Source organism: Glutamicibacter soli (assembly GCF_052322135.1).
Classification (GTDB): Bacteria; Actinomycetota; Actinomycetes; order Actinomycetales; family Micrococcaceae; genus Glutamicibacter; species Glutamicibacter soli.
The window spans coordinates 2,691,945-2,715,817 of sequence record NZ_CM125969.1 but is presented as its reverse complement, the minus strand read 5'-3'; the positions used below and the strand labels follow the sequence as shown (position 1 = coordinate 2,715,817).

General features: G+C 65.1%; 21 protein-coding genes. 16 read left to right on the top strand and 5 right to left on the bottom strand.

Annotated features, from left to right (window positions below; all coding sequences use genetic code 11):
• Nucleotides 1-2 precede the first annotated feature (2 nt).
• Complete coding sequence (locus ACTX90_RS12885) at nucleotides 3-2,162, bottom strand: S9 family peptidase (protein WP_424678139.1); 2,160 nt, start codon at nucleotides 2,160-2,162, stop codon at nucleotides 3-5.
• A 275-nt stretch (nucleotides 2,163-2,437) separates the two neighbouring features.
• On the opposite strand from ACTX90_RS12885, the gene ACTX90_RS12880 reads away from it, so the two are divergent.
• From ACTX90_RS12880 to ACTX90_RS12840, 9 genes are all read left to right on the top strand, one after another.
• The gene (locus ACTX90_RS12880) at nucleotides 2,438-3,832 is read left to right on the top strand and encodes an amino acid ABC transporter substrate-binding protein/permease (RefSeq protein ID WP_082124069.1); all 1,395 of its coding nucleotides are present in this window, start codon (nucleotides 2,438-2,440) and stop codon (nucleotides 3,830-3,832) included.
• Between the two features lie 14 nt (nucleotides 3,833-3,846).
• Nucleotides 3,847-4,584 carry an amino acid ABC transporter ATP-binding protein gene (locus ACTX90_RS12875; protein ID WP_047120861.1) on the top strand — a complete coding sequence of 246 codons (738 nt, stop codon included), beginning with the start codon at nucleotides 3,847-3,849 and terminating at the stop codon, nucleotides 4,582-4,584.
• A 213-nt stretch (nucleotides 4,585-4,797) separates the two neighbouring features.
• A complete protein-coding gene (locus ACTX90_RS12870) occupies nucleotides 4,798-5,244 on the top strand; it encodes a DoxX family protein (protein ID WP_082344811.1) in 447 nt (148 codons plus the stop codon).
• Nucleotides 5,245-5,427: 183 nt separating this feature from the next.
• The gene (gene paaA / locus ACTX90_RS12865; protein ID WP_047119790.1) at nucleotides 5,428-6,414 is read left to right on the top strand and encodes a 1,2-phenylacetyl-CoA epoxidase subunit PaaA; all 987 of its coding nucleotides are present in this window, start codon (nucleotides 5,428-5,430) and stop codon (nucleotides 6,412-6,414) included.
• A gap of 1 nt (nucleotide 6,415) precedes the next feature.
• Entirely contained in the window at nucleotides 6,416-6,706 is a 291-nt protein-coding gene (gene paaB / locus ACTX90_RS12860; protein WP_047119789.1) for a 1,2-phenylacetyl-CoA epoxidase subunit PaaB, read from the top strand.
• Nucleotides 6,703-7,563 carry a 1,2-phenylacetyl-CoA epoxidase subunit PaaC gene (gene paaC / locus ACTX90_RS12855; protein ID WP_047119788.1) on the top strand — a complete coding sequence of 287 codons (861 nt, stop codon included), beginning with the start codon at nucleotides 6,703-6,705 and terminating at the stop codon, nucleotides 7,561-7,563. The genes paaB and paaC overlap by 4 nt, the downstream gene beginning before the upstream one ends.
• Before the next feature lie 40 nt (nucleotides 7,564-7,603).
• Nucleotides 7,604-8,101 carry a 1,2-phenylacetyl-CoA epoxidase subunit PaaD gene (gene paaD / locus ACTX90_RS12850; RefSeq protein ID WP_047119787.1) on the top strand — a complete coding sequence of 166 codons (498 nt, stop codon included), beginning with the start codon at nucleotides 7,604-7,606 and terminating at the stop codon, nucleotides 8,099-8,101.
• Nucleotides 8,098-9,258 (top strand): 1,2-phenylacetyl-CoA epoxidase subunit PaaE, encoded by a 1,161-nt coding sequence (paaE, locus tag ACTX90_RS12845; RefSeq protein ID WP_047119786.1) that lies wholly within the window; start codon nucleotides 8,098-8,100, stop codon nucleotides 9,256-9,258. The genes paaD and paaE overlap by 4 nt, the downstream gene beginning before the upstream one ends.
• 15 nt (nucleotides 9,259-9,273) lie before the next feature.
• Complete coding sequence (locus tag ACTX90_RS12840; protein WP_047119785.1) at nucleotides 9,274-10,059, top strand: enoyl-CoA hydratase/isomerase family protein; 786 nt, start codon at nucleotides 9,274-9,276, stop codon at nucleotides 10,057-10,059.
• A gap of 507 nt (nucleotides 10,060-10,566) precedes the next feature.
• Here the strand turns inward: ACTX90_RS12840 and ACTX90_RS12835 are convergent.
• Nucleotides 10,567-11,019: an Lrp/AsnC family transcriptional regulator gene (locus ACTX90_RS12835; RefSeq protein ID WP_047119784.1), complete on the bottom strand. Its 453-nt coding sequence runs from the start codon at nucleotides 11,017-11,019 to the stop codon at nucleotides 10,567-10,569.
• Between the two features lie 226 nt (nucleotides 11,020-11,245).
• Here ACTX90_RS12835 and pdhA point away from each other — a divergent pair, with 226 nt between their 5' ends.
• The 4 genes from pdhA (at nucleotide 11,246) to ACTX90_RS12815 (ending at nucleotide 16,130) form a co-directional block, all read left to right on the top strand.
• Nucleotides 11,246-12,409 carry a pyruvate dehydrogenase (acetyl-transferring) E1 component subunit alpha gene (gene pdhA / locus ACTX90_RS12830; RefSeq protein WP_053798569.1) on the top strand — a complete coding sequence of 388 codons (1,164 nt, stop codon included), beginning with the start codon at nucleotides 11,246-11,248 and terminating at the stop codon, nucleotides 12,407-12,409.
• A gap of 1 nt (nucleotide 12,410) precedes the next feature.
• On the top strand, nucleotides 12,411-13,493 hold the full coding sequence (locus ACTX90_RS12825) for an alpha-ketoacid dehydrogenase subunit beta (protein WP_047119782.1): 1,083 nt from the start codon (nucleotides 12,411-12,413) through the stop codon (nucleotides 13,491-13,493).
• Nucleotide 13,494: 1 nt separating this feature from the next.
• Entirely contained in the window at nucleotides 13,495-14,916 is a 1,422-nt protein-coding gene (locus tag ACTX90_RS12820) for a dihydrolipoamide acetyltransferase family protein (protein WP_443442200.1), read from the top strand.
• Nucleotides 14,917-15,173: 257 nt separating this feature from the next.
• Nucleotides 15,174-16,130, top strand: a complete 957-nt coding sequence (locus ACTX90_RS12815; RefSeq protein ID WP_443442199.1) for a DUF3093 family protein — start codon at nucleotides 15,174-15,176, stop codon at nucleotides 16,128-16,130.
• A 16-nt stretch (nucleotides 16,131-16,146) separates the two neighbouring features.
• Here ACTX90_RS12815 and ACTX90_RS12810 read toward each other — a convergent pair whose 3' ends face one another.
• Entirely contained in the window at nucleotides 16,147-17,001 is an 855-nt protein-coding gene (locus ACTX90_RS12810; RefSeq protein WP_113607460.1) for a phosphatase PAP2 family protein, read from the bottom strand.
• Nucleotides 17,002-17,081: 80 nt separating this feature from the next.
• Between ACTX90_RS12810 and ACTX90_RS12805 the strand changes: the two genes are divergently transcribed.
• The 3 genes from ACTX90_RS12805 (at nucleotide 17,082) to menD (ending at nucleotide 22,174) form a co-directional block, all read left to right on the top strand.
• A complete protein-coding gene (locus ACTX90_RS12805) occupies nucleotides 17,082-18,077 on the top strand; it encodes an o-succinylbenzoate synthase (protein WP_443442198.1) in 996 nt (331 codons plus the stop codon).
• A gap of 123 nt (nucleotides 18,078-18,200) precedes the next feature.
• Nucleotides 18,201-20,324: a PhoX family protein gene (locus ACTX90_RS12800; protein WP_060616998.1), complete on the top strand. Its 2,124-nt coding sequence runs from the start codon at nucleotides 18,201-18,203 to the stop codon at nucleotides 20,322-20,324.
• A gap of 149 nt (nucleotides 20,325-20,473) precedes the next feature.
• Nucleotides 20,474-22,174, top strand: coding sequence for a 2-succinyl-5-enolpyruvyl-6-hydroxy-3-cyclohexene-1-carboxylic-acid synthase (menD, locus tag ACTX90_RS12795; RefSeq protein ID WP_443442197.1), 1,701 nt, complete (start codon nucleotides 20,474-20,476; stop codon nucleotides 22,172-22,174).
• 105 nt (nucleotides 22,175-22,279) lie between these two features.
• Here menD and ACTX90_RS12790 read toward each other — a convergent pair whose 3' ends face one another.
• Together ACTX90_RS12790 and ACTX90_RS12785 are read right to left on the bottom strand one after the other, a co-directional pair.
• A complete protein-coding gene (locus tag ACTX90_RS12790; protein WP_047119778.1) occupies nucleotides 22,280-23,062 on the bottom strand; it encodes an amino acid ABC transporter ATP-binding protein in 783 nt (260 codons plus the stop codon).
• A 12-nt stretch (nucleotides 23,063-23,074) separates the two neighbouring features.
• A complete protein-coding gene (locus ACTX90_RS12785; RefSeq protein ID WP_047119777.1) occupies nucleotides 23,075-23,866 on the bottom strand; it encodes an amino acid ABC transporter permease in 792 nt (263 codons plus the stop codon).
• Between the last annotated feature and the right edge of the window lie 7 nt (nucleotides 23,867-23,873).

Sequence of the window (23,873 nt, the reverse complement as noted above, 5' to 3'; positions counted from 1 at the left end):
GTCTACTTCACGATCTCGCGGCAGCCCAGCGCGTCCAAGATGAATGCGTAGTCCCAGGCGCGGGACTTCCACGACTCGTAGCGGCCCGAGGCGCCGCCGTGGCCGCCTTCCATCTCGGTCTTCAGCACGATCGGCTGCTCTCCGGTGTTCAGCTCGCGCAGCTTGGCCACCCACTTGGCCGGCTCCACGTAGAGCACACGCGTGTCGTTCAGCGAGGTGACCGCCGCGATCTTCGGGTAGGACTGCGCGGTGACGTTCTCGTAGGGGGAGTAGGACTTCATGTAGTCGTAGACTTCCTTGTCCTCGATCGGGTTGCCCCATTCCTCCCATTCCAGCGCGGACAGCGGCAGCTCGGGATCCAGGATCGAGGTCAGCGCGTCCACGAACGGCACCTGCGCCACGATCGCGGTGTACAGCTGCGGGGCCATGTTCGCGATGGCGCCCATCAGCAGGCCGCCGGCCGAACCGCCCAGCGCCACCAGGCGCTGCGGGTCGGCCCACCCGGAGTCCAGCAGGTACTTGGTGGCGTCGATGAAATCGGTGAAGGTGTTCTTCTTGTGCAGCTTCTTGCCCTGCAGGTACCAGTCGCGGCCCAGCTCGCCGCCGCCGCGCACATGGGCGATGACGAACACGACACCGCGGTCCAGCACGCTCAGCCGCGGGATGCCGAAGCCCGGATCCATGGACGCCTCGTAGGAGCCGTAGCCGTAGATGAGCACCGGGTTGGGCACCGAGGTGTCCAGGTCCGCGCGGCGCATGATGGTCAGCGGGATGCGCGTGCCGTCGGCCGCCACGGCCCATTCGCGGGTGGACAGGTAGTCCGCGGCGTCGTAGTTGTTCACCGGGGTCTGCTTGCGCAGCACCAGCGACTGGTCCTCGAGCCACAGGTCGTACACGCGGGCGGGGGTGAAGTCCGCGGTGTAGCCGATGCGAATCAGCGGAGCTTCCAGCGAGGCGAAGGTCGGGGAGGCGGTGAACAGCTCGTCCTCGAAGGCCGGCTCCAAGGCCGCCTGCTGCGCGGCGGTGCCCAGCCCGTCCAGGGCGATGAGCTGGACGCGCTCGCAGGTGTCGCGGCGCACCGAGAGCACCAGGTGCGTGCCGGTCAGCACGGTGCCCTCGATCTTCACGGTCTGCTGGTGCTCGATGACCGTGCGCCACTGCGCGGGCTCGGTCTGCTCGCCGAGCTGGTCGAGTCCGGCCAGCGACACCATGTTGTTCGGCGCCTGGAAATCGTGGGTGATGACTGCCGCGCCGTCGGTCCCGGGCAGCAGGTCCACCCCGTGCAGCAGGCGCAGCGAGCGCGGCACCAGCAGCCGGACCTGGGCCGCCGGATCAGTTAGATCCAGCACGCTGGTCTCCGAGTATTCGGAGTTGCCGCTGGAGATCAGCAGCTTGGTCCGATCGGTGCTCAAATCGAAGCCCAGCCACATGCCCGGGTCGTCTTCCTGGTAGAGGACGGTGTCCGTGGCGGGATCGGTGCCCAGCACGTGGGCCTTGATCTGGTGCGGGCGCCAGGTCTCGTCCACCACGACGTAGAAGACCGTCGAGGAATCGGGGGAGAACGCCAACCCGTAGAACACGCCCTCGATGACGTCGGGCAGCAGCTGGCCGGTGGCCAGGTCCTTGACGTAGAGGGTGAAGCGCTCGTCGCCTGCGGTGTCGATGCAGTAGGCCAGCAGGTTGCTTTCCTCGTTCAGGGCCATGCCGCCCAGCGCGAAAAAGCTCTGCCCCTCGGCCAGCTGGTTGCCGTCGAGCAGCACCTGCTCGGCCTCCAGCGCGGTTTCCGGGTCGATGACCGGCGGGGTCCAGTCGGCTCGCGGGTCCCCGGTCTGCTCCGCTGCGACGCGGCACTGGATGGTGTAGGGCTTGCCCTCAACCGAGCGGGTGAAGTACCACCAGCCCCGGCGCCGGGTGGGCACCGACAGGTCGGTCTCCACGGTGCGGGCCTTGATCTCGTCGAAGATGGCCTGGCGCAGCGGCTCCTGGTCGGCAGTGACCGCGTCGGTGTAGGCGTTTTCAGCCTTCAGGTGGTCCAGGACCTGCTCGCTGGTCTTCTCGCGCATCCATTCGTAGTCATCGGTGAAGGTGTCCCCGTGGAAGGTGCGGGTGACTGGATTCTTCGCGGCGATCGGCGCGCTGGCGGTAAGCGGTTCTGGAGTCATATACCTATTCAATCCCACCGGTCCGCTGTTTGGCAGGCCGCTAAGCTCAGCGCGGACAGCCTTCAGGGCCTCGTGCGCTGACGCGCTCGGTTGGGCGGAAAAGGTTTCGACATGCGCGCATTGGCCATAGGCTAGCAAGCAGAGTGAATCAATCTGCCCCATGGGTTACTCGCCCCTACAGCATGAGAAAGCGATTGAGATAAGTGAAAAATAAACACACACCGACCCGGACAGGTCGCCTTGCCCGGTGGATCGCCGGCGTGGCCATCGGTCTGATGGCGCTGGTGGTCGGAGCCCCGGCGTCCATGGCCCAGGGCGCCGACAGCGTCGAAGGCCAGACCTACGTCATCGGCACCGACACCACCTTCGCCCCGTTCGAGTTCCGCCAGAACGGCGAGCTGACGGGCATCGACATGGACATCCTCCATGCCATCGCCGAGGACGAGGGCTTCCAGGTCGAAGTCCGCTCGCTGGGCTTCAGCGCGGCGCTGGCCGCGCTGTCCGCCAACCAGGTCGACGGCGTCATCGCCGGCATGTCGATCACCGACGAACGCAAGCAGATCTACGACTTCTCCGAGCCGTACTTCGAGTCCGGCGTGCAGATGGCGGTGGCCAAGGACGACGAGGCCATCAAGGGCTACGAGGACCTCAAGGGCAAGACCGTTGTCGCCAAGACCGGTTCCGAAGGCGAGACCTACGCGAAGTCGATTGCCGAGCAATACGGCTTCACCGTCAAGTCCCTTGACCAGTCGGCCACCATGTACGAGTCGGTCAAGGCCGGCTCCGCCGTCGCCGTCTTCGACGACTACCCGGTGCTGGCCTACGGCATCGCGCAGGGCAACGGCCTGAAGACCGTCACCGACAAGGTGCCCGGCGGCTCCTACGGCTTCGCCGTAAACAAGGGCGAGAACACCGCGCTGCTGGCCGCCTTCAACGACGGCCTGGCCGAGCTGAAGGCCAACGGCGAATACCAGAAGATCCTGGACAAGTACCTGGCCGACCCCACCGCCAGCACTCCTGGCAACTTCTTCGACCTGGCGGTCAAGTCGTTCCCCGCGCTGATGACCGGTCTGGGCAATACGCTGGGCGTCACCGCCATCTCCTTCGCGATCGCCATGGCGCTGGGCCTGATCTTCGGCTTCTTCAAGATCTCCGGCAACATCGTGCTGCGCGGCATCGCCACCACCTTCGTGAACATCTTCCGCGGCACCCCCCTGCTGCTGTGGGCGTTCATGTTCTACTTCGGCCTGCCGCAGCTGACCGGATGGGACATCAGCGTCTGGACCGCCGGCATCCTCACCCTGTCGCTGAACGCCGGCGCCTACGTGGCCGAGATCGTGCGCGGCGGCATCCAGTCGGTGGATCCGGGACAGCTGGAAGCCGCCCGCTCGCTGGGCCTGGGCTACGGCAAGTCCATGCAGAAGGTCGTGATCCCGCAGGCCTTCAAGATGATGACCCCGTCGCTGATCAACCAGCTGATCATCAGCCTGAAGGACTCCTCGCTGCTGCTGGCCATCGGCTTCGCCGAACTGCTCTACCAGGGTCAGCAGATCTACGCGGCGAACTTCCGCGTCACCGAGACCCTGCTGATCGTGGGCGTCATCTACTTCGTCGCCATCATGGCCCTGACCAAGCTGGCCAACTATGCCGATAAGAGGTTCAACAAGTGAGCACCGCAAGCGAGATGAACTCGCAGGTAAAGATCCAGGTCACCGACCTGCACAAGTCCTTCGGATCCAACAACGTGCTCCAGGGCATCGACCTGGAGATCCGCGAGGGCGAGGTGTTGTGCGTGATCGGCCCGTCGGGCTCGGGCAAGTCCACGCTGCTGCGCTGCCTGAACAAGCTGGAGGACATCACCTCCGGCACGGTGGTTGTCGACGGCTTCGACGTGACCGACCCGAAGGTGGACATCAACGAGGTTCGCCGCCACGTGGGTATGGTTTTCCAGCACTTCAACCTCTTCCCGCACATGTCGGTGGCCGAGAACATCATGCTGGCCCCGGTGGAGCTGAAGAAGATGAACCGCACCGAGGCCCGCGCCAAGGCGCTGGAGCTGCTGGAGCGCGTGGGGCTGAAGGAGAAGGCAGATGCCCGCCCGGCTTCGCTCTCCGGCGGCCAGAAGCAGCGAGTGGCCATCGCCCGCGCGCTGGCCATGTCCCCGGGCATCATGCTTTTCGACGAGGCCACCAGCGCGCTGGACCCTGAAATGGTCGGGGAGGTGCTCCAGGTGATCAAGGAGTTGGCCGACTCGGGCATGACCATGGTGCTGGTGACCCACGAGATGGGCTTCGCCCGTGAAGTCGCCGACCGCGTGGTCTTCATGGCCGACGGCGTGGTCTGCGAGCAGGGCAAGCCGGAGGACCTCTTCGGCAACCCGCAGCAGGCCCGCACCCAGGATTTCCTGTCCAAGGTGCTGTAGCGACGCAGCGTCCGTAGTCTCGACGCTTTATTCCGCAGGCCGCCCGGAAATGAACAAAAAAATTGTTCATTTCCGGGCGGTTTTGCCATGTGCGGGTCAATCCACAGGAACGACATAGAAAATTATCATTGAAGCTTCAAGTTTTAAGTCTAGGGTTGATCCCGAGTTGTTGCGAAGCCGCTCATCCCCGAAGATCCGCCGATGGAGAATGACATGACCACCCGAAACAACCCGCCGATGACCTCCGCCGCCCTGCTGATGCTGCGCGTCGTGCTCGGCATTATCCTGGCCGCCCATGGCTGGCAGAAGTTTTTCCAGTACACCCTCGATGGGGCTACCGCCTCGTTCGAGCAAATGGGCGTCCCGCTGGCCTCGATGGTGGCTCCCGCCGTGGCCACCCTTGAACTCGCCGGCGGCATCGCGTTGGTCCTCGGGGTGGTGACCCGTGTCGCCGCGGGGCTGCTGGCCCTGGATATGCTCGGTGCGCTGTTCCTGGTCCACCTTCCTGCCGGCATTTTTGTCGACAACGGAGGATATGAGCTGGTGGCCATCTTGGCTGCCGCTGCCGCGGCTCTGGCCTTGGCCGGCCCGGGCTCCTATTCGGTGGACCGTCTGGTCTTCGGCCGGACGGCCCCGGTCGGGTCGATGTCGAACGCCTAGGAGATAGTCAAGCCCGGCACCCGAAAGAGCATCTTTCGGGTGCCCGGGCATTTAAGCGGACGATTGGCTGGCCTGGGGTGCTTGCGTGATGCCGGTTTCGGTGGTGATGTTGACGTGACCGAACCCACTCTGACATACTGAACGAACGGTCAGTATGTAAATAGTTTTCAGTGAGGTGAACCCATGGCCCCGACCACACCGCAGGAGCCGGGACTGAGTGCCGTCCCAAGCTACGAAGAAGAGCAGTCGCAGGCGCGTTTTGACGCCCTGATCGGCAAGGATTCGCGTATTGAGCCACGCGACTGGATGCCGGATGCCTACCGCAAGACCTTGACTCGCCAGGTTTCCCAGCACGCGCACTCCGAGATCATCGGCATGCAGCCTGAGGCCAACTGGATCACCCGCGCGCCGTCGCTGAAGCGCAAGTCGATCCTCATGGCCAAGGTCCAGGACGAGGCAGGGCACGGACTGTACCTGTACTCCGCCGCCGAAACCCTCGGCACCGACCGCGACGAGCTGAACGACCAGCTGCTGACCGGACGCGCCAAGTACTCCTCGATCTTCAACTACCCGGCACGTTCCTGGGCCGACATGGGCGCCATCGGCTGGCTCGTGGACGGTGCGGCCATCGCCAACCAGGTGCCGCTGTGCCGCGCATCCTATGGCCCGTACGGCCGCGCCATGGTCCGCGTCTGCAAGGAAGAGTCCTTCCACCAGCGCCAGGGCTTCGAGATCCTGCTCTCGCTGTCCCGCGGCAGCGAAGCTCAGAAGAAGATGGCCCAGGATGCCGTCAACCGCTTCTACGAGCCTGCGCTGATGATGTTCGGCCCACCGGACGAGCAGTCCCCGAACTCCAAGCAGTCCATGGCCTGGAACATCAAGCGTTTCTCCAATGACGAACTGCGCCAGCGTTTCGTCGGCATGATCGCCGAGCAGGTCAAGGTCCTCGGACTGACCCTGCCGGATCCCGAACTGCGGTACGACGAAGAGACCAAGCAGTGGATCCACAAGGATCTGAACTGGGATGAGTTCATGGCAGTAATCAAGGGCAACGGCCCAGTCAACGCGCAGCGCATGGAGCGCCGCCGCGAAGCCCACCGCGAGGGTGCCTGGGTTCGCGAAGCCGCCGCAGCATACGCCGCCAAGCAAGTACAAAGTGAGGTTGCCTAACATGAGCCAACAGAACAATTGGCCCCTGTGGGAAGTATTCGTTCGTTCCTCCCGTGGACTCTCGCACGTCCACGCAGGTTCGCTGCACGCTCCGGACGCCCAGATGGCAGTGCGCAACGCCCGCGACCTGTACACCCGCCGCAATGAAGGCGTGTCTCTGTGGGTTGTGAAGTCCGAGGACATCATCAGCTCCGATCCGGATGAGAAGGACGCTTTCTTCGAATCCCCGCAGGGCAAGGACTACCGCCACGCGACCTATTACAAGGCCAGCGAGGGAGTGAAGCACCTGTGAACCACGACGAACTCGATGCCGAGCTCGACAGCTTCGGCGACGCGCTGGCCTCGGCCACCCGCGTCACCCCGGGCAACGCGCTGCGTCCGGAAGACATCGCCGTGGGCGGTGCCAAGCCGAGCGAAGACGTTGCACGCTACGCACTGACCCTGGGCGACGACGCACTGATCCTGGCCCAGCGCCTGTCGCACTGGATCTCCCGCGCACCTGAGCTGGAAGAGGACATCGCCCTGGGCAACATCGCCCTTGACGTGCTCGGACACGCCCGTTCGTTCCTGACCTACGCCGGCCTGGCCTGGGACAAGACCGAAGACGACCTGGCCTACTGGCGCGAAGAAGACGACTTCACCTCGCTGTGGATCGTCGAGCAGCCCAACGGCCACTTCGGCGTGACCATCATCCGCCAGCTGATCGTCTCGGTTTTCCAGCACCTGCTGTACTCCAAGCTGACCGAATCCGCCGACGAGACCCTGGCCGCGATATGCGCCAAGGCAGTCAAGGAAGTCGACTACCACCGCGACCACGCCATCCAGTGGACCATCCGCCTGGGCCTTGGCACCGAGGAATCGGCTGCCAAGATGCGCCACGCGCTGGAAATCCTCTGGCCATACGTCGACGAGATGTTCCAGGACCTGGAGCTGCACCGCAAGCTGGACGGCATTGCAGTGCTTCCGTCCTCGCTGCGCGAAGCCTGGGACAAGGAAATCAACGCCGTCCTGGCAGATTCCGGCCTGGAAATCCCGAAGACTGGCCAGGCCATGGCCAACGGCCGCGGCGGAGAGCACTCCGAGCACCTCGGATTCATCCTGGCTGAAATGCAAGTCCTTGCCCGCAAGCACCCCGGTGCAAGCTGGTAGCCACCACACCAACCCTTTCGCCCGCTAAGGGGGAGCAGTCTTGAGCAACCTGATCGCCAACACCGAAGATCTGTTCGCCATCGCCTCGAAGGTCACGGATCCGGAGATTCCCGTGCTGACCATCGCCGACCTCGGCATCCTGCGTGAAGTCCAGCAGGACGAGGACGGCGCGGTCCACGTGGTCATCACCCCGACCTATTCGGGCTGCCCGGCCATGGACGTCATCACCGAGGACCTGCACAGGGTCTTCCAGGAGGCAGGCCATGAACAGGTCGACATCCGTTTGGTGCTCACCCCCGCCTGGTCGACCGACTGGATGACCGAGAGCGGCAAGGCCAAGCTGGAAGCCTACGGCATCGCCCCGCCCACCGGGCGGGGCCATGCCGGACGCGTGACGCTCGGCATGAGCGTCAAGTGCCCGCGCTGCCATTCGCTGAACACCCGCGAGCTGGCGCGCTTCGGCTCAACTTCCTGCAAGGCGCTCTACACCTGCAAAGACTGCCTGGAACCCTTCGACTACTTCAAGGTGCTCTCATGACCGACCAAACCACACCAACTCGTCGCCGTGCCTCCTTCCACCGGCTGACCGTCTCCAACGTCCGCCGCCTGACCAAGGACTCCATCGAGGTCACCTTCGCGATTCCCGAGGAACTGAGCGAGGAATACGACTACGTGGCGGGCCAGTACGTGGCGCTGCGCAAGGAGATCCCAAACGCGGAAGGCGAGCTGCACGAGCTGCGCCGTTCCTACTCGATCTGCGCCGAGCCCACTGGCAGCGAGATCAAGGTCGCCATCAAGCGCGACCTGGGCGGCTTGTTCTCCACCTGGGCCAACGAAAACCTGGCCGCAGGCGACCAGATGGACGTGATGAGCCCTGCCGGCGCGTTCATCTCCAAGCACCGCCTGACCGAGATCAATGATCCGTCCAAGATCGACACCGCTGACCAGGACCGCTTCGTCGCGGTGGCCGCAGGCTCGGGCATCACCCCGGTGCTCGCCATCGCCCGCACCATCCTGGCCGCGAACGAGAACACCCGCTTCGACCTGATCTACGCGAACAAGGCAGCCATGGACGTGATGTTCCTGGAGGAGTTGGCGGACCTGAAGGACCGCTACCCGTCCCGACTGGCCCTGCACCACGTGCTCAGCCGCGAACAGCGCATCTCCCCGCTGCTCTCCGGGCGCATCGACGCGGACAAGCTGTCCACGCTGCTTGAGACCGTGGTTCAGGCGCCGAGCGTCGACGAATGGTTCCTGTGCGGACCGTTCGAGCTGGTGCAGCTGGTCCGCGACCAGCTGACCGGCATGGAGATCCCGGCCGAGAAGGTCCGCTTCGAGCTGTTCTCCACCGGCGAGCCGACCAAGCCCCAGGGCCATATCGGCCGCCCGGTCAACGTCGAAGAAGACGAGGACAGCTACGAGATCAGCTTCACCCTCGACGGCCTGCAGGGCGAGGTCAAGTCGCCGGTACGCGCCAACGAGACCGTGCTGAACGCGGCGCTGCGCGTCCGCCCGGACGTTCCGTTCGCCTGCGCCGGCGGCGTGTGCGGCACCTGCCGCGCCAAGGTCACCAGCGGCACCGTCACCATGGCGGAGAACTACGCGCTGGAGCCTGACGAGGTCGAGGCCGGCTACGTGCTGACGTGCCAGTCGCACCCGACCACCGAAAAGCTCAGCGTCGACTTTGACGCCTAGAAACGGGATGACTTCATGATCGAACTGACGATTGCCGACTCCATCGCCCGCGTGGTGCTGAATGCGCCGAAGAAGATGAACTCACTGGACGAGGCGGCACTTGCCGAATTGTCCGAGGCCTATGACAAGGCCGCGGCGGCCGTGGAAACCGGAGAAGTCCGCGCCCTGGTGCTGACCGGAGAAGGCCGCGGCTTCTGCGCAGGACGCGACATCTCCGGGGTCAACCCGGCAGATGACGACGTCATCGGCTACCTCGAAGGCAAGGTGCAGCCGCTGCTGGAGAAGATGTCCAGCTTCCCGGCTCCGACCTTCGCCCTGGTGCAGGGTGCCTGCCTGGGTGTTGGACTTGGCCTGGCAGTCGCCACCGACGTGGTGTACGTGGCGGAAAACGCGAAGATCGGTTCGCCGTTCGCCAACCTGGGCGCGACCCTGGACTCCGGGGGACACTGGCTGTTCACCGAGCGCCTGGGTGCCCACCGCACTCTTGACATGATCTACACCGCAGAGCTGATTTCCGGTGCCGAAGCCGTGCGTTCGGGCCTGTTCTCCCGCGCCTTCCCGGCCGAGGAACTCGCCGAGCGCGGCGAGGAGATCATCGCCAAGGTCGCCCAGGGCGCTACCCAGGCGTTCGTCGCGTCCAAGCAGCTGGTGGCGGAAATCCGCGACCAGCGTGTGGGCCTGTGGAACTCCATGCGCACCGAGAACCGCGCGCAGGCGGCACTGTGCGACACCGTGGACTACGCGGAGGGCTTCAAGTCCTTCCAGGAGAAGCGCCCGCCGGTGTTCACTGGCAAGAAGTAAGTACTTGAAGCCAAGCGCCCGCCAGATTGATTCTGGCGGGCGCTTGGTGCATCAATAGACTTTCAGGCTGGGCCGCCGAGGCTGCCGTCCGTAAAGTTTTTTCTTGCAGGCCAACGCCGCCAAGCCGGCAACGAAATTGCCGACGCGCAGGTTGAACTTGCGTAGAACCAAGCACCCTGTTTCACAGTTTTCCCAGCTGGACCGCGCATGTACTGTGCATGACAACAACAGACTTCATGACCGGTCAACGGAATCCGCACAGCGATGCTATCGATCTCGTGCGGGGACCAGTCGACAGCTTTGCGTTCTTCCATGGGTCGGTGCTCATCTTGGGCCCCTCAATACGCTGTTGTTCCAGTTCGGCATAGCAAGTATTGGCCAGGGGACGGCTGCGACTTTGGATGTTGAATGAGAAGCGGCCTGCCGTGCGAGAATTTTCGGAGCAACGACAAAACGTCCGCTGGATCTGATCCGGCGGACGTTTTGTCTTCGGGCGGGCTTGCCCGTTTAACGGGTATCGGTGTCTTCAAAAATCAGCAGCGTCTGGGTATCCAGCACGGTGGGCAGCGATTGCAGCTCCTCGAAAACCACCCGGCGCAGGTCCAGATTGTCCTTAGCGCGCACCAGCAGGATCACGTCGAAGTTTCCGCCAACCAACCCGATATGGTGCACCTCCGGGATCGAGGCCAGATGGTCGCGCAGTTCCCGCCAGGAGTGCTGGCGCAGCTTCAATGTCACGTAGGCACTGGCTTTCAGGCCGGTTTTCACAGGGTCGATGACCACCGTGTAACGGGTGATCACCCCTGCATCCTGGAGCTTGGCGATTCGCGAGTACGCATGGGCCCGGGAGACATGGACCTTCTGTGCGACCGTGGTGACCGACTGCCGGCCGTCGCTGGTGAGTTCGGCCAAGATCGCGCGGTCGACATCATCCAGTTTCAGTTCCGCGTCAGCGGTCATTAGTACTCCTTGCGAGCGGGTCGGACGAGTCATCGCCAAACCCATTTTCTTGATACGAATCGTCTACAAGTATACGCATCCCATGCTCAACTTTCCATGATTAGCGCCCGGAGTGGATACAGATTGCCACTGATACGCATAATTAGTTGCAAATGATGTTTGGGTGAAGCCAGTCACAGGTATGCGTGACGGGGGACCTTCGCAGCACTACGAAAGGTGGGAGAACATGAGCACCGATGCACACGCGGGTCGCATGACTGAAGTCAGCGACAAATTCGGTATCACCCCGGAAGACTACATGCTGCCAGCACGGCACATGATCAACCTTCTGGACCCGGATGGAACCCTCCGTCCACAGGACAAGCAGGGCACCGAACCGGGCCATGAGTACCCGTTGCCGAGCCCCGCTCGTCTCATGGAGGCCTACTCCGCCCTGGTGACCGGACGCCGCGTCAACGACCAGAACTCCGCCCTGGTGCGCCAGGGCCGCATGGCCGTCTACCCGTCGAGCCACGGCCAGGAAGCCTGCCAGGTCGCCGCCGCGCTGTGCCTCGAAGAAGGCGACTGGCTGTTCCCGACCTACCGCGACACCGTGGCCGTGCTGACCAAGGGCGTCGCCCCGATGGAAGTCATGACCAGCTTCCGCGGCGAATGGCACTGCGGGTACGATCCGAAGGCCTACAACTGCGCGCCGATGGCCACCCCGCTGACCACCCAGCTGCTGCACGCGGTGGGCGTCGCCCACGCGGCCAAGCTGCGCGGGGAGGACACCGTTGTGGTCGCCATGTGCGGCGACGGCGCCACCAGTGAAGGCGACTTCCACGAAGCGCTGAACTTCGCCGCGGTGTTCAACCTGCCGGTGGTCTTCTTCGTGCAGAACAACAAGTACGCGATCTCCGTGCCGTTCTCCCAGCAGTCCGCCGCCCCGTCCCTGGCCCACAAGGCCGTGGGCTACGGCATGGCCGGCGAACGCGTGGACGGCAACGACCTGATGGCGCTGATGGCAGTCATGACCCGCGCCGTGCGCCTGGCCCGCGAGGGCAACGGCCCGCTGCTGGTCGAGGCCCACACCTACCGCATGCAGGCCCACACCAACGCGGACGACGACAAGCGCTACCGCGAGGACGCCGAGGTCGCCGAGTGGAAGGCCAAGGATCCGGTCATCCGCATCCAGTCCTACCTGGACGACGCCGGGCTGCTCACCGAGCAGGCCACCGCGGAGATCACCGAGAAGGCCGAGGCAGTGGCCAAGACCCTGCGCGACGGCATGAACCAGGACGCGGACACCGATCCGCGCGAGCTGTTCGAGCACGTCTACTCTTCCAAGACCCCACAGATGGCCGAGCAGCAGGCAATGCTCGCCGACGAACTAGCCCGTGAGGAGGCCTAGCATGACTACCACCACTTCGCGGGTGAACCCGAACGTCTCCGACGCTACCGCCCGTGCAGCGGCCAAGGCCGCCACCGAGAACCAGCCGGTCACCTTCGGCAAGGCGCTGAACACGGCGCTGGCCGATGCCCTGACCGCAGAGCAGTCCGTGGTCATCTTCGGCGAGGACGTGGGAACGCTTGGCGGCGTTTTCCGCATCACCGACGGGCTCACCGCCCGCTTCGGCAACGAACGCTGCTTCGACACCCCGCTGGCCGAGTCCGGCATCGTGGGTATGGCCGTGGGCATGGCAATGAACGGCATGCGCCCGGTCATCGAGATGCAGTTCGACGCGTTCGCGTACCCTGCCTTTGAGCAGATCGCCTCGCACGTGGCCAAGATGCGCAACCGCACCCAGGGCCGCCTGCCGCTGCCGATGGTCATCCGCATCCCCTACGCCGGCGGCGTGGGCGGCGTGGAGCACCACTGCGATTCCTCCGAGGCCTACTACGCCCACACCCCGGGCCTGAAGGTCTTCACCCCGGCCACCGTGGCCGACGCCTACCTGATGCTGCGCGAGGCCATCGACTCCGAGGACCCGGTGGTCTTCTTCGAGCCGAAGAAGCTGTACTGGTCCAAGGAGCAGGTCAACCTCGAAGAGCTGGCCGCCCAGTACGAGGCCGGCAAGGCCGCGGAAACCGAGGGCAAGGCACGTATTGCGCGCGCCGGCTCCGATGCCACGCTGATCACCTACGGCCCGAGCGTCTCCACCTGCATGCAGGCCGCCAAGGTCGCAGCGGAGGAGGGCATCAGCCTGGAAGTCATCGACATCCGCACCATCGTTCCGTTCGACGACGAATCGGTGGCAGCCTCGGTGCGCAAGACCGGCCGCGCCATCGTGGTGGCCGAAGCCCAGGGCTTCGCCTCCGTGGCCAGCGAGATCGTTGCCCGCGTGCAGGAGCGTTGCTTCCACTCGCTGGCGGCTCCGGTGCTGCGCGTGACCGGCTTCGACATCCCGTTCCCGGCGCCAACGCTGGAGAAGTACAACCTGCCAAGCGTCGAGCGCATCCTTGATACGGTCGACCAGCTCCAGTGGGAGGCTTAAATTGAGCATTAAGACGTTCCTGCTGCCCGATCTGGGCGAAGGCCTGACCGAGGCTGAACTGGTGCGCTGGATGATCGCCGAGGGCGACTCGGTCATCGTCGATCAGCCCATCGCCGAGGTGGAGACCGCCAAGTCGCTGGTGGAGATCCCGTGCCCGTTCGAAGGCGTGGTCTCGACCCTGCACGGCGATGCCGGCCAGATGATGCTGGTGGACGAACCGTTCATCTCCGTGAACACCGGAGGCGTCGAGCCGGAAGCCGCAGCCCCTGCCGCCGAGGGCGCGCTGTCCTACCGCGAAGAGGAAATGGCCGGAACCCAGGTGCCGGAGGAGGCCGAAGAGGACGAAGCCAGCGGCAACGTGCTGATCGGCTACGGCACCGGCGCCTCCAAGCCGAGCACCAGCCGCCGTCGCCGCCCGCGCGCAGGCAGCACCACCGCGGCCGCGTCCAGCGAGACCTCCACGCAGGCCGTGCGCGTCATCAACCCGCTGGTGCGCAAGCTGGCCCGCGAGAACTCCATCGACATCCACGCAGTGCGCGGCACCGGCCCCGAGGGCCTGGTCCTGCGTGCCGACGTGGAGGCGCTGATCAGCCAGGGCCAGCCAGACGCAGCGGCCGCTGTCCCGGCAGCCCCGGCGGCAGCTCCCGCTCCGGCCGCCGCGCCGGCACCGCAGAAGCCGTCCGAGGGCGCTGCCGCAGGCGCAGACAAGCGCACCGGCCTGCCGGTCGCTTCCAGCCAGGTGCTCTCCGGCGTGCGCAAGACCATTGCCGCCGCCATGAGCACCTCGCGCCGGGAAATCCCGGAAGCGACAGTGTGGGTGGACGTGGATGTCACCAAGCTGCTGAAGCTGCGCGGAAAGATCAAGGAATCCGAGGGCCAGGCGCCAAGCATCATGGCGCTGATCTCCCGCTTCGCCGTGGCCGGCCTGCAGCGCTTCCCTGAGCTGAACAGCCGCATCGACGTGGAGGACGACGGCTCGCTGCGCCACACCATCTTCGATGGGGTCAACCTGGGCTTCGCGGCCCAGACCGACCGCGGTCTGGTGGTCCCGAACGTGCGCGACGCCCACAAGCTGAACGCCAACGAGCTGTCGGCCGAGTTCGCCCGACTGGCCGGCGTGGCCCGCGAAGGCAAGGCCGGGGTCTCCGACCTGTCCGGCAGCACCTTCACCATCAACAACTACGGGGTGTTCAACGTGGACGGCTCCGCGGCGATCATCAACTACCCGGAAGCTGCCATCCTCGGCCTGGGCCGGATCGTTCAGAAGCCATGGGTTGTCAACGGCAAGATCAAGGTCCGTTCCATCTGCGAACTGACCCTGAGCTTCGACCACCGTGTCTGCGATGGCGGCACCGCTGCAGGATTCCTGCGCTACGTCGCCGATGCGATGACCGATCCGAAGAAGGCCCTGTCTACCCTGTAGACGGCCGGAATCAGGCCCCGCAACCCGGGAAGTTTTCCCGGGTGGCGGGGCCTTTTCCGTACCCTTTGGGCGGCTGCAGCCCGGGGGATTAATTGGCAAGTCAAGGCGCATTTCCTAGACTTGAAGATGACTTATCCGGCGACCGGCCCGAGAACGGGGCGGAGCGCCGAAGCCGAAAGGGGCAGATCATTTCCAGCGAACGCGTTGAGATCAGAAGCCGTACACCACTGATCATCCTGCTTTTCCTGCCCATTGCGGTGATCGCGCTGACCCGGACGCTGCTGGGGACGTCGCTGCCCAGCATCACAGCGACCCACTGGTCCGACAGCGCCCGGCCGGACGGATTCGCCGACAGCGCGGTGTTCTTCACCGCCTCCATGACCTTCGCGATCCTCGGAGGCTTGGTCGCATGGGCATCGTTGTACCTGACCCGCAAGCCACTGGTGCTGCTCGGGCTTCTTTTTGTGGGAAGCCTGATGGCTTGGACCACCGCAGGGGTCTATGTTTCCAGCTCTGTGCCTACGGCGTTCGCCGGTGATCCGACCCAAGCCGTAGCGGGACCCTGGATCTTCGCCAGCATCGCAGCGACCTTGGTCAGCCTTGTTCCTGTTTGGATCTGCGGGGTATTCCAGCAGTACCAGCTCAATCGCCAGAACAAGCGCCGTGACCGCTTGGCTAAGGTACAGGAGAAGCGGCAGGCAGCCACAGTGAAGGCCCCGCCGGCGGCTGAAATCGCACCAGGTGATGAATTCAGCGAGACAATGAACGCCCCCCGGTGGTTGTGGCTGCTAGGACTTTTCATGGCGGGCATGGGTATCTTCATGATCTTCATGAGCACCACTGAAGGTGGAGACATCGTCAGCTTCATCATGGGAATCGCCTTCATCGTCCTGCTCACCCCGCTGGTCCTCGGGCTGGCGAGGATCCGCGTGACGGTGGCCGGCGGAAGGCTACGCGTGTCCAGCGCCCTTCTGGGGTTCCCGTTGCGCACCATCGAGGTCAAGGACATGGAATCGGTCCTCGCCGAGGAGATCCAGCCCATGGAATGGGGCGGCTGGGGATGGCGCTTCTTCCCCGGCGGATCCGCCGTGGTGCTGCGCCGCCATGAAGGGCTGGCCGTTGAATTGAAGGACAAACGCCGCTTCGCGGTCACCATCCCTCGTTCCGAACAGGCCGCCGCCCAGCTGAACGCCCTGATCGCCCAGGGTCGCTAGCCGGTACTGCGGCGGATCAGATGCGGGCCGGGCCGATGACAACGGAGCGCAGCGCCAGCCCCGAGATCAGGGACGCAGCCACCACATGCACGATGCCCAGTACCGCATAGGCCAGCAGCAGCTCCTGCGGGACCTTCTGGATGTGCGGGTGGGGGAGCAGATAGGACAGCAGCAGCACCAGCACCCAGACGACCAGGCTTAGGACGCCCAGGCTTCGCGACCAGCTGGTCTTGCTGACCTCGCCGCTCAACGGCTGGATGCGCTGCAGCACCGCGCTGGCAAGGACCATCCAGAACGCTGCGACCAGGAAACCGGCGGCGATATCGCTGGGACGGTGCCAGCCGCACACCAACGTGGCCACTCCGGCCGCCGTGGCGAAAACCCACGCGACCAGCTGAACCACAGGCCGCAGCGTCGGCGGCGAGACCAGGTACATCAGTCCCATCGCCGCGGCGGCGGCCGTGGTGTGTCCCGAAGGGAATGAATTTCCCGAGGTGCCGAAGTTGAAATCTGGGCGGATCAGGATCAGGTGCTTGAGGATCTGCGTGGTGGCCATGGCGGCACCTGCAGCAGCAACCGCAATCACCGCCCGCAGGAATCTGCGGTCGCGGATGACGCGGTAGAGCAGGAACACCGTGGCAATGGCTCCGCAGATCAACGGCAGGAAATCGAGGAACTGGCGGACCGGGTTGCCCGAATTGGTGGACGGCCACCACTGGGACCACACGGTGAAGCCCACCTGGTCGGCCCACTGGCCGGCGCGCATCTGGACAAAAAAGACGTACTCGACAATGAACAACGCCAGCAACAGCAACCCGCCGGACCACCACTGCACGTGGCGCGGCTTCAGGGTGGCGGAATGGCGGCTCATATCTCTAGCCTGTCATAACTCACGTGCTTCAAGGCACGCTTTGGGCATGTAACTATCGCCACCATGGCTAGGCTGGGACTATGAACTTTCCCCTGCCTGCCCTGGAAGAAATCCTCGCCCACAGCCACGTAGTCCAGCTGCCCATGCAGGTGAAATTCCGCGGGGTGACCCAGCGCGAAGCGCTGCTGATCGAAGGACCGGCGGGCTGGGGAGAATTCTCCGCCTTCTTGGAATACGGTCCGCAGGAAGCATCCCGCTGGCTGGCCGCCGCCATCGAAGCCGCCTACCAGCCCTTCCCGCAGCCGCTGCGCACCAGCATCCCGGTTAATGCCACGCTCCCGGCCGTTCTGGTCGGCGAAGTCGGCCGCGTGCTTGAACGCTACGATGCGCCGCACACCATCAAGATCAAGGTGGCCGAGCAGGGGCAGAGCGTAGATGAGGACCTTGCCCGGGTGGCCGAAACCCGGCGCTTGTACCCGCAGGCCGCGCTGCGCGTGGACGCGAACATGGGATGGGACATCCCCACCGCGGTGGCAGCGCTGACCCGGCTCAGCGACTTCGATCTGCAATACGCGGAACAGCCGGTGCCCGGCATCACCGGACTGGCCGAGGTCCGCGCGCGACTGCGTTCCGCGCGGATCGACCTGAAGATCGCCGCGGACGAAGCAGTGCGCAAGCACACCGATCCGCTGGAAGTCTCCCGGCTCGGGGCCGCCGACCTGATGATCATCAAGGCTCAGCCGCTGGGAGGCATCCAGACCGTGCTCGACATCGCTGCGCAGGCCGAACTCGATGTCGTGGTCTCCAGCGCCCTGGACACCTCTGTGGGCCTGGCTCAGGCCGCCGCGCTGGCCAGCGCCCTGCCCGAGCTTCCCTATGCCTGCGGGCTGTCCACCGGAACCCTTTTCGCGGACGACGTGACCGACGAGCCGCTGCTGGCTACCGCCGGGTACCTGCCGGTGCGCCGCGTGAAGCCGCAGCCGCACAAGCTGGCCAAGCTGCATCCGGGACAGGAACGAGAGGCCTGGTGGCACCTGCGGGTGCGCGACTGCTACGCGCAGCTGTTGGAGAACTAGGGGAGCCGCACCCAGAATTATCCTCGTGTTAACCTCCAGTACGGCTTTTGACCACTTCGGGATGAAAACCTCGAATCGCTTCACCCCCTGACGAGCGAGCCACACCGAGGAAGTGACGGATCAATGAATCCCACCCGTACCCTGCTGCCGATGCTTGGCCATACCCGCGGCGGACGTTCCGCAGCGACCTGCCACTTCAAATGCGGGGATGCCTGCGTCAAGCCGGACTGCAACAACTCATCCAACGCGTACTTCCGCGACATCGCCGACTCCGCGCTCTCCCGCCGCCAGATGCTTGGGCTCGGTGCCATCGGTGCCTCCGCACTGGTCGTCGGCCCGCAGCTGTTCGGCGCCCCGCCGGCATCCGCTGCTGAAGTGGCCGTCGCCGGCAAGCACGGCTCCCACGGCGGGAAGCTCGGTTTCCAGGCCATCGACCCGGTCTCGCGCTCGGTGGACACCATGACCGTGCCCGAAGGCTACGACTGGCACAGCATCATCCGCTGGGGCGACCCGCTGTTCAAGCGCTCGCCGGAATTCGACGCGCAGAATCAGACCGCACGCAAGCAGGCCGAGCAGTTCGGATACAACTGCGACTACCTGGACATCATCGTGGACAAGTACTCCGGCCGCACCGGCGTGCTGGTCGCCAACCACGAATACACCAACGAAGACATGATGTTCGACGCCGACTGGTTCGAGGCGAACAAGGACGAAGCCCGCCGCATCGCCATGAACGCCCACGGCTTCAGCGTTGTCGAGGTCTCTCGCAAGAAGAACGACAAGAAGTGGACCTACGTCCAAGGCGGCGAACGCAACCGCCGCATCACCATGCAGACTGAGTTCACCGTGGACGGGCCGGCTGCGGGCAGCGACCTGCTCAAGACCGCAGCGGACCGCACGGGCACCAAGATCCTGGGCACCTTGAACAACTGCGCCGGCGGCACCACTCCGTGGGGCACCGTGCTCTCCGGCGAGGAGAACATCGACCAGTACTTCCGCGGCCGCGGAACCGCCGAGGAAGCCCGCTACGGAATCGCGGCCAAGGCCACCGAACGCGGCTGGGAAGACACCGACCCGCGCTTCGGCCTGCACCATGAAGGATTCGAGAACGAGGCGAACCGCTTCGGCTGGGTTGTCGAGATCGATCCGCAGAATCCGAAGTCGATCCCGGTCAAGCACACCAATCTGGGCCGCTTCAAGCACGAGGGCGCGAATGTGCGCATCGCCAAGAACGGCAAGGCCGTCGCCTACTCGGGCGACGACTCGCGCTTCGAATACATCTACAAGTTCGTCTCCTCGGGGACCTACCGCAAGAACGACCGCCGCCACAACATGACCCTGCTGTCGGATGGCGACCTGTATGTCGCGAAGTTCGCCGGCAACTCGCCGGCCGCTGAAATCGACGGCAGCGGGGCGCTGCCCTCGGACGGCGCCTTCGACGGCACCGGCACCTGGCTTCCGCTGGTGCGCGGCGGCAAGTCGATGGTGGACGGCATGAGCGTGGAAGAAGTGCTGGTGTATACCCGTCTGGCCGCCGACAAGATCGGCGCCACCAAGATGGACCGCCCCGAAGACGTGGAGCCGAGCCCGGTCTCCGGCAAGCTGTACGTGGCGCTGACCAACAACTCCGACCGCGGCAAGGCAGGCAAGGAAGGCGCCACCGAGCAGAACCCGCGCGTGGCAAACCGCGACGGGCACGTCCTGGAGCTGACCGAAGCTGGCAACGACGCGACGGCCACCAAGTTCACCTGGAACATCCTGCTGGTGGCGGGCGACCCGAAGGTCAACTCCTCCACCTACTTCTCCGGCTATCCGGCGCAGAAGGTCTCCCCGATTTCCTGCCCGGACAACCTGGCCTTCGACTCGGCGGGCAACCTATGGATCTCCACCGACGGCGCCCCGGGCACCATCGGCTACTCCGACGCGCTGCACAAGGTGACGTTGACCGGCAAGGACCGGGGCCGCGTGGAGCAGTTCCTCGCGGTGCCCACCGGGGCCGAGACCTGCGGCCCGGTGATCCATGACAAGGACGGTTCGGTGTTCGTTGCGGTGCAGCATCCGGGCGAGGGCGGCAGCTTCGCCCAGCCGGCGTCGCTGTTCCCCGATTTCGTAGCCGCTCCGGGCAAGGTGAAGAAGGGCCAGTTCTACGGCCCGCGGCCCAGCGTGGTCCAAGTCTTCACCGAGCGCCAGGGCAACAACGGAAACGGTCACGGGCATGGCCACGGCAATGGGCACGGCAAGCACTAGCCATTTCCGGTGACAGGCAGGAAGCGGCGGGAAGCGACAGGCTTCCCGCCGCTGTCCGCGTCCCGGGATGAACTCCGGGTACCGGGCAACCGGCGACTCGATAGACTTGGAAGGGTGTTTTCCGGCCAAGACTAGAGGTGACTGAACGCGTGAGTGCGCAGCAGGATGGACAGCGTGCCATCACCACGGCCCGCGAGGTGCTCTCGGCACTGATTGCCGCAGGAATCAGAGACCTGGTGATTTCTCCCGGTTCCCGCAGCGCCCCGCTGGCCTACGCCGCGGCCGAAGCCGAAGCCGCAGGGAAGCTTCGGGTGCATGTGCGCATCGACGAACGCTCGGCTTCTTTCATGGCGCTGGGACTAACCCAGGCCACCGGCGCGCCCACTGCCATCGCCGCCACCAGCGGCTCGGCCATCGGCCAGATGCTGCCCGCCGTCATGGAAGCCAACCACACCGGCACGCCGCTGCTGGTGCTCTCGGCCGACCGGCCGGACGAGCTGCACGGAACCGGCGCCAGCCAGAGCACCCGGCAGAAAACGTTGTTCGGCGAGCACGTTCGTGCGGCGCTGAACGTCCCCGCCGGGAACAGCCCTGCAACTGCGCTGGATGCGGCCCTGGCCGCTCTGCGCGGCAATGCGCAGGCACCGGCCGGCCCGGTGCAGCTGAACCTGCAATTCCGCGACCCGCTGACGCCTGAAGACGACTCCCGAGTGGAGACCCAAGCCTGGACCGGCATTGAGCCGGGGGACTGGGCAAGCCCAGGAACCCAACTGTCCGGAACCGCCTGGCCGCAGCCCACCGACGCCGCCGTGCGGCGCACAGTGGTTGTCGCCGGACACGCTGCGGGTCCCGAGGCGCAGGCTTTCGCCCAGCACCTGGGGCTGCCGCTCTTCGCCGAGCCGTCCTCCAACGCGCGCTTCTCCGCCCACGCCATCCGCCACTACCGCCCGCTGATCGCGGTAGGTCTTGAGCGCATCGAACGCGTGGTGCTGTTCGGGCGTCCCACGCTCAGCCGCCCGGTCGGCCGGCTGCTCGCCGCAGCGCACATCGACTCGGTGATCTGGGAACCGGCTCCTGCCCCCTGGTACGAGGCCGGGCGCCGGCGCGAAACACCCGTGGCAGATCCCCAGCAGCTCGTCGACTTCGCCGGCACCGCACCCCGGGGCTGGCTGGAGGGCTGGCAACAACTGGATGCGCAGGCCCAGCCGATCCGCGCAGCACTGCAGGAACCCGAAACCCTGGACGGGGCCGCAGTGGCGGAGGAAATCTGGAACGCCCGCATTCCGCAGCTGCTGCTGGGGTCCTCGAACATCGTGCGCGACTTCGACCTGGCTGCGGATCCGAGCGTTCCGGGGGCCAGCACCTGCCATGCGAACCGCGGATTGGCCGGCATCGACGGGACCATCTCCACGGCCCTGGGCCTGGCGGCGGGCAGCGGGCAGCACACCGTGGCAGTCATGGGGGACATTACCTTCGCCCATGACGCAAGCTCGATGCTCTGGACCCTGGGCGAGCAGAAGCCCACGGTGGACGTTGTCGTCTACAACGACGGGGGAGGAGCGATTTTCTCCACACTGGAGCACGGCCAGGTGGACGAATCCCGGCGCTACGGCAATAGCGTGGAGCGGCTGTTCGCCACGCCCCAGCAGATGGACCTGAGGACGCTCGCCGAAGGCTACGGCTGGAGCTACCACCGGGTGCTCACCCGCGCAGAACTCGGCTCGCTGCTGTCTAGCGGCACCCCCGGGGACTTGCGGCTGATCGAGATCCCGGCGAGCCGCCAGGCACTGCGCGCGCACCATCTGGAACTGAATAAGCGCCTGGGCGAACTGCCCTGGCCTGCGGCCTGATCCGGACTCGGAACCGCCCCAGACGCGGCGAAGCCCCGGCAGGCGAACTGGCTGATGGCCAGGATGCCTGCCGGGGCTTCGGCGATTCCTATCTCCGGGGGAGGACTAGATATCCACGTGGGTAGGGTCGAGCACGCGGCGCAGGAAGTCCTGCGTTCGCGGCTGCTGCGGATTGCCGATGACCTCGGCCGCAACGCCCTCCTCCACCACGACGCCGCCGTCCATGAAAACCACGCGGTCGGCGACCTCCTTGGCGAAGGCCATCTCGTGGGTCACCACCAGCATGGTCATGCCCTCGCGGGCCAGCTTCTTCATGATGGCCAGCACTTCGCCCACGGTCTCCGGGTCCAGCGCACTGGTCGGCTCGTCGAAGAGCATCAGGGTCGGTTCCATGGACAGCGCGCGGGCGATCGCCACGCGCTGCTGCTGGCCGCCGGAGAGCTCGTCCGGATAGCGTCCGCCGAAGTCGCCCAGACCCACACGTTCCAGGTTCAGCTTCGCGGTGGCGTGCGCCTTGGCCTTGTCGCGCTTGAGCACCTTGATCTGGGCGACGGTGCAGTTCTCCAGCACGGTCAGGTGCGGGAACAGGTTGAACTGCTGGAACACCATGCCGACGTTCTGGCGCATCTTGTCCAGGTTGACCTCGGGGTCGGTGGCCTCGAAGCCGCCCACGTGGATGGTGCCGCCGTTCGGCTTCTCCAGCAGGTTCACGCAGCGCAGCAGGGTGGACTTGCCCGAGCCCGAAGGGCCGATCAGGCAGACTACCTCGCCGGGCCTGACGTCCAGGCTGATGCCCTTGAGCACCTCGTTGCTGCCGTAGGACTTGCGCAGGTCCGAGATCTCCACGCCGGCGGCGCGTTCTGCCATCGAGTTGTTGGTCGTGGTCATTGTCGGTCCTTTCTAGCGCTTGGTCCGAGCCGAGCGGGATTCAAACTTCCGGGCTACCAGGCTCAACGGGATCGTGATGACCAGGTAGAACAGGCCGGCGGCGACCAGCGGGGTGATGCCGGCGTCCAGCGACTGGATGCCATCGCGGCCGAATTTAGTCATTTCGTACTGGGCCATCGACGCGCCCAGGATGAAGGCCAGCGAGGAGTCCTTGGTCAGCAGGATGATTTCGTTGGTCATCGGAGGCAGGACGATCTTGAACGCCTGCGGGATCACGATGGTGACCATGGCGCGCCAGGCAGGCATGCCCAGCGAACGTGCCGCTTCGGTCTGCCCCTTGGGCACTGCCTGCAGGCCCGCGCGCAGTGTCTCGGCGATGTAGGCCGAAGATACCAGACCCAATGCCAGCATGATGTTCACCGGCTGCGGCCAGGTGGTGCCGAAGGCCTGGGGGAGGCCGAAGCCGAAGGCCAACAGCACCAGGATGGCGGGGATGCCGCGGAAGAATTCAACAAAAGCGGTGGCGAACCAGCGGTACGGGGCGAAGGACGCCATTTTCATCAACGCCAGCAGCAGGCCGACAACCAGGCCGAAGGCGAAGGAAATAACGGTGTAGAAGATGGTGTTCTTCAAGCCGACAATGATCATGTCCGGGAACATCGGGCCTAGCTTCTCGAAGGAGAAGAAGGCATAGCGGGTCTTTTCCCAGTCCAGGGACAAGACCACTGCGGCGATGATCGCAACAAACAGGATGATCTGGATGGTTTTGCTCAGGCGGGCGCGCTGACTCGTGGTCATTGCCATGGTGTAC

Bases quoted from the DNA above. Each gene is read 5' to 3' on its own strand.
- paaB (WP_047119789.1), top strand. From the start codon at position 6,416: ATGAGCCAACAGAACAATTGGCCCCTGTGGGAAGTATTCGTTCGTTCC.
- ACTX90_RS12800 (WP_060616998.1), top strand. From the start codon at position 18,201: ATGAATCCCACCCGTACCCTGCTGCCGATGCTTGGCCATACCCGCGGC.
- ACTX90_RS12785 (WP_047119777.1), bottom strand. From the start codon at position 23,866: ATGGCAATGACCACGAGTCAGCGCGCCCGCCTGAGCAAAACCATCCAG.
- ACTX90_RS12810 (WP_113607460.1), bottom strand. From the start codon at position 17,001: ATGAGCCGCCATTCCGCCACCCTGAAGCCGCGCCACGTGCAGTGGTGG.
- ACTX90_RS12870 (WP_082344811.1), top strand. From the start codon at position 4,798: ATGACCACCCGAAACAACCCGCCGATGACCTCCGCCGCCCTGCTGATG.
- ACTX90_RS12790 (WP_047119778.1), bottom strand. From the start codon at position 23,062: ATGACCACGACCAACAACTCGATGGCAGAACGCGCCGCCGGCGTGGAG.
- ACTX90_RS12880 (WP_082124069.1), top strand. From the start codon at position 2,438: ATGGCGCTGGTGGTCGGAGCCCCGGCGTCCATGGCCCAGGGCGCCGAC.
- ACTX90_RS12885 (WP_424678139.1), bottom strand. From the start codon at position 2,162: ATGACTCCAGAACCGCTTACCGCCAGCGCGCCGATCGCCGCGAAGAAT.
- ACTX90_RS12805 (WP_443442198.1), top strand. From the start codon at position 17,082: ATGAACTTTCCCCTGCCTGCCCTGGAAGAAATCCTCGCCCACAGCCAC.
- paaA (WP_047119790.1), top strand. From the start codon at position 5,428: ATGGCCCCGACCACACCGCAGGAGCCGGGACTGAGTGCCGTCCCAAGC.
- pdhA (WP_053798569.1), top strand. From the start codon at position 11,246: ATGAGCACCGATGCACACGCGGGTCGCATGACTGAAGTCAGCGACAAA.
- paaE (WP_047119786.1), top strand. From the start codon at position 8,098: ATGACCGACCAAACCACACCAACTCGTCGCCGTGCCTCCTTCCACCGG.
- ACTX90_RS12840 (WP_047119785.1), top strand. From the start codon at position 9,274: ATGATCGAACTGACGATTGCCGACTCCATCGCCCGCGTGGTGCTGAAT.
- ACTX90_RS12825 (WP_047119782.1), top strand. From the start codon at position 12,411: ATGACTACCACCACTTCGCGGGTGAACCCGAACGTCTCCGACGCTACC.
- ACTX90_RS12875 (WP_047120861.1), top strand. From the start codon at position 3,847: ATGAACTCGCAGGTAAAGATCCAGGTCACCGACCTGCACAAGTCCTTC.
- ACTX90_RS12835 (WP_047119784.1), bottom strand. From the start codon at position 11,019: ATGACCGCTGACGCGGAACTGAAACTGGATGATGTCGACCGCGCGATC.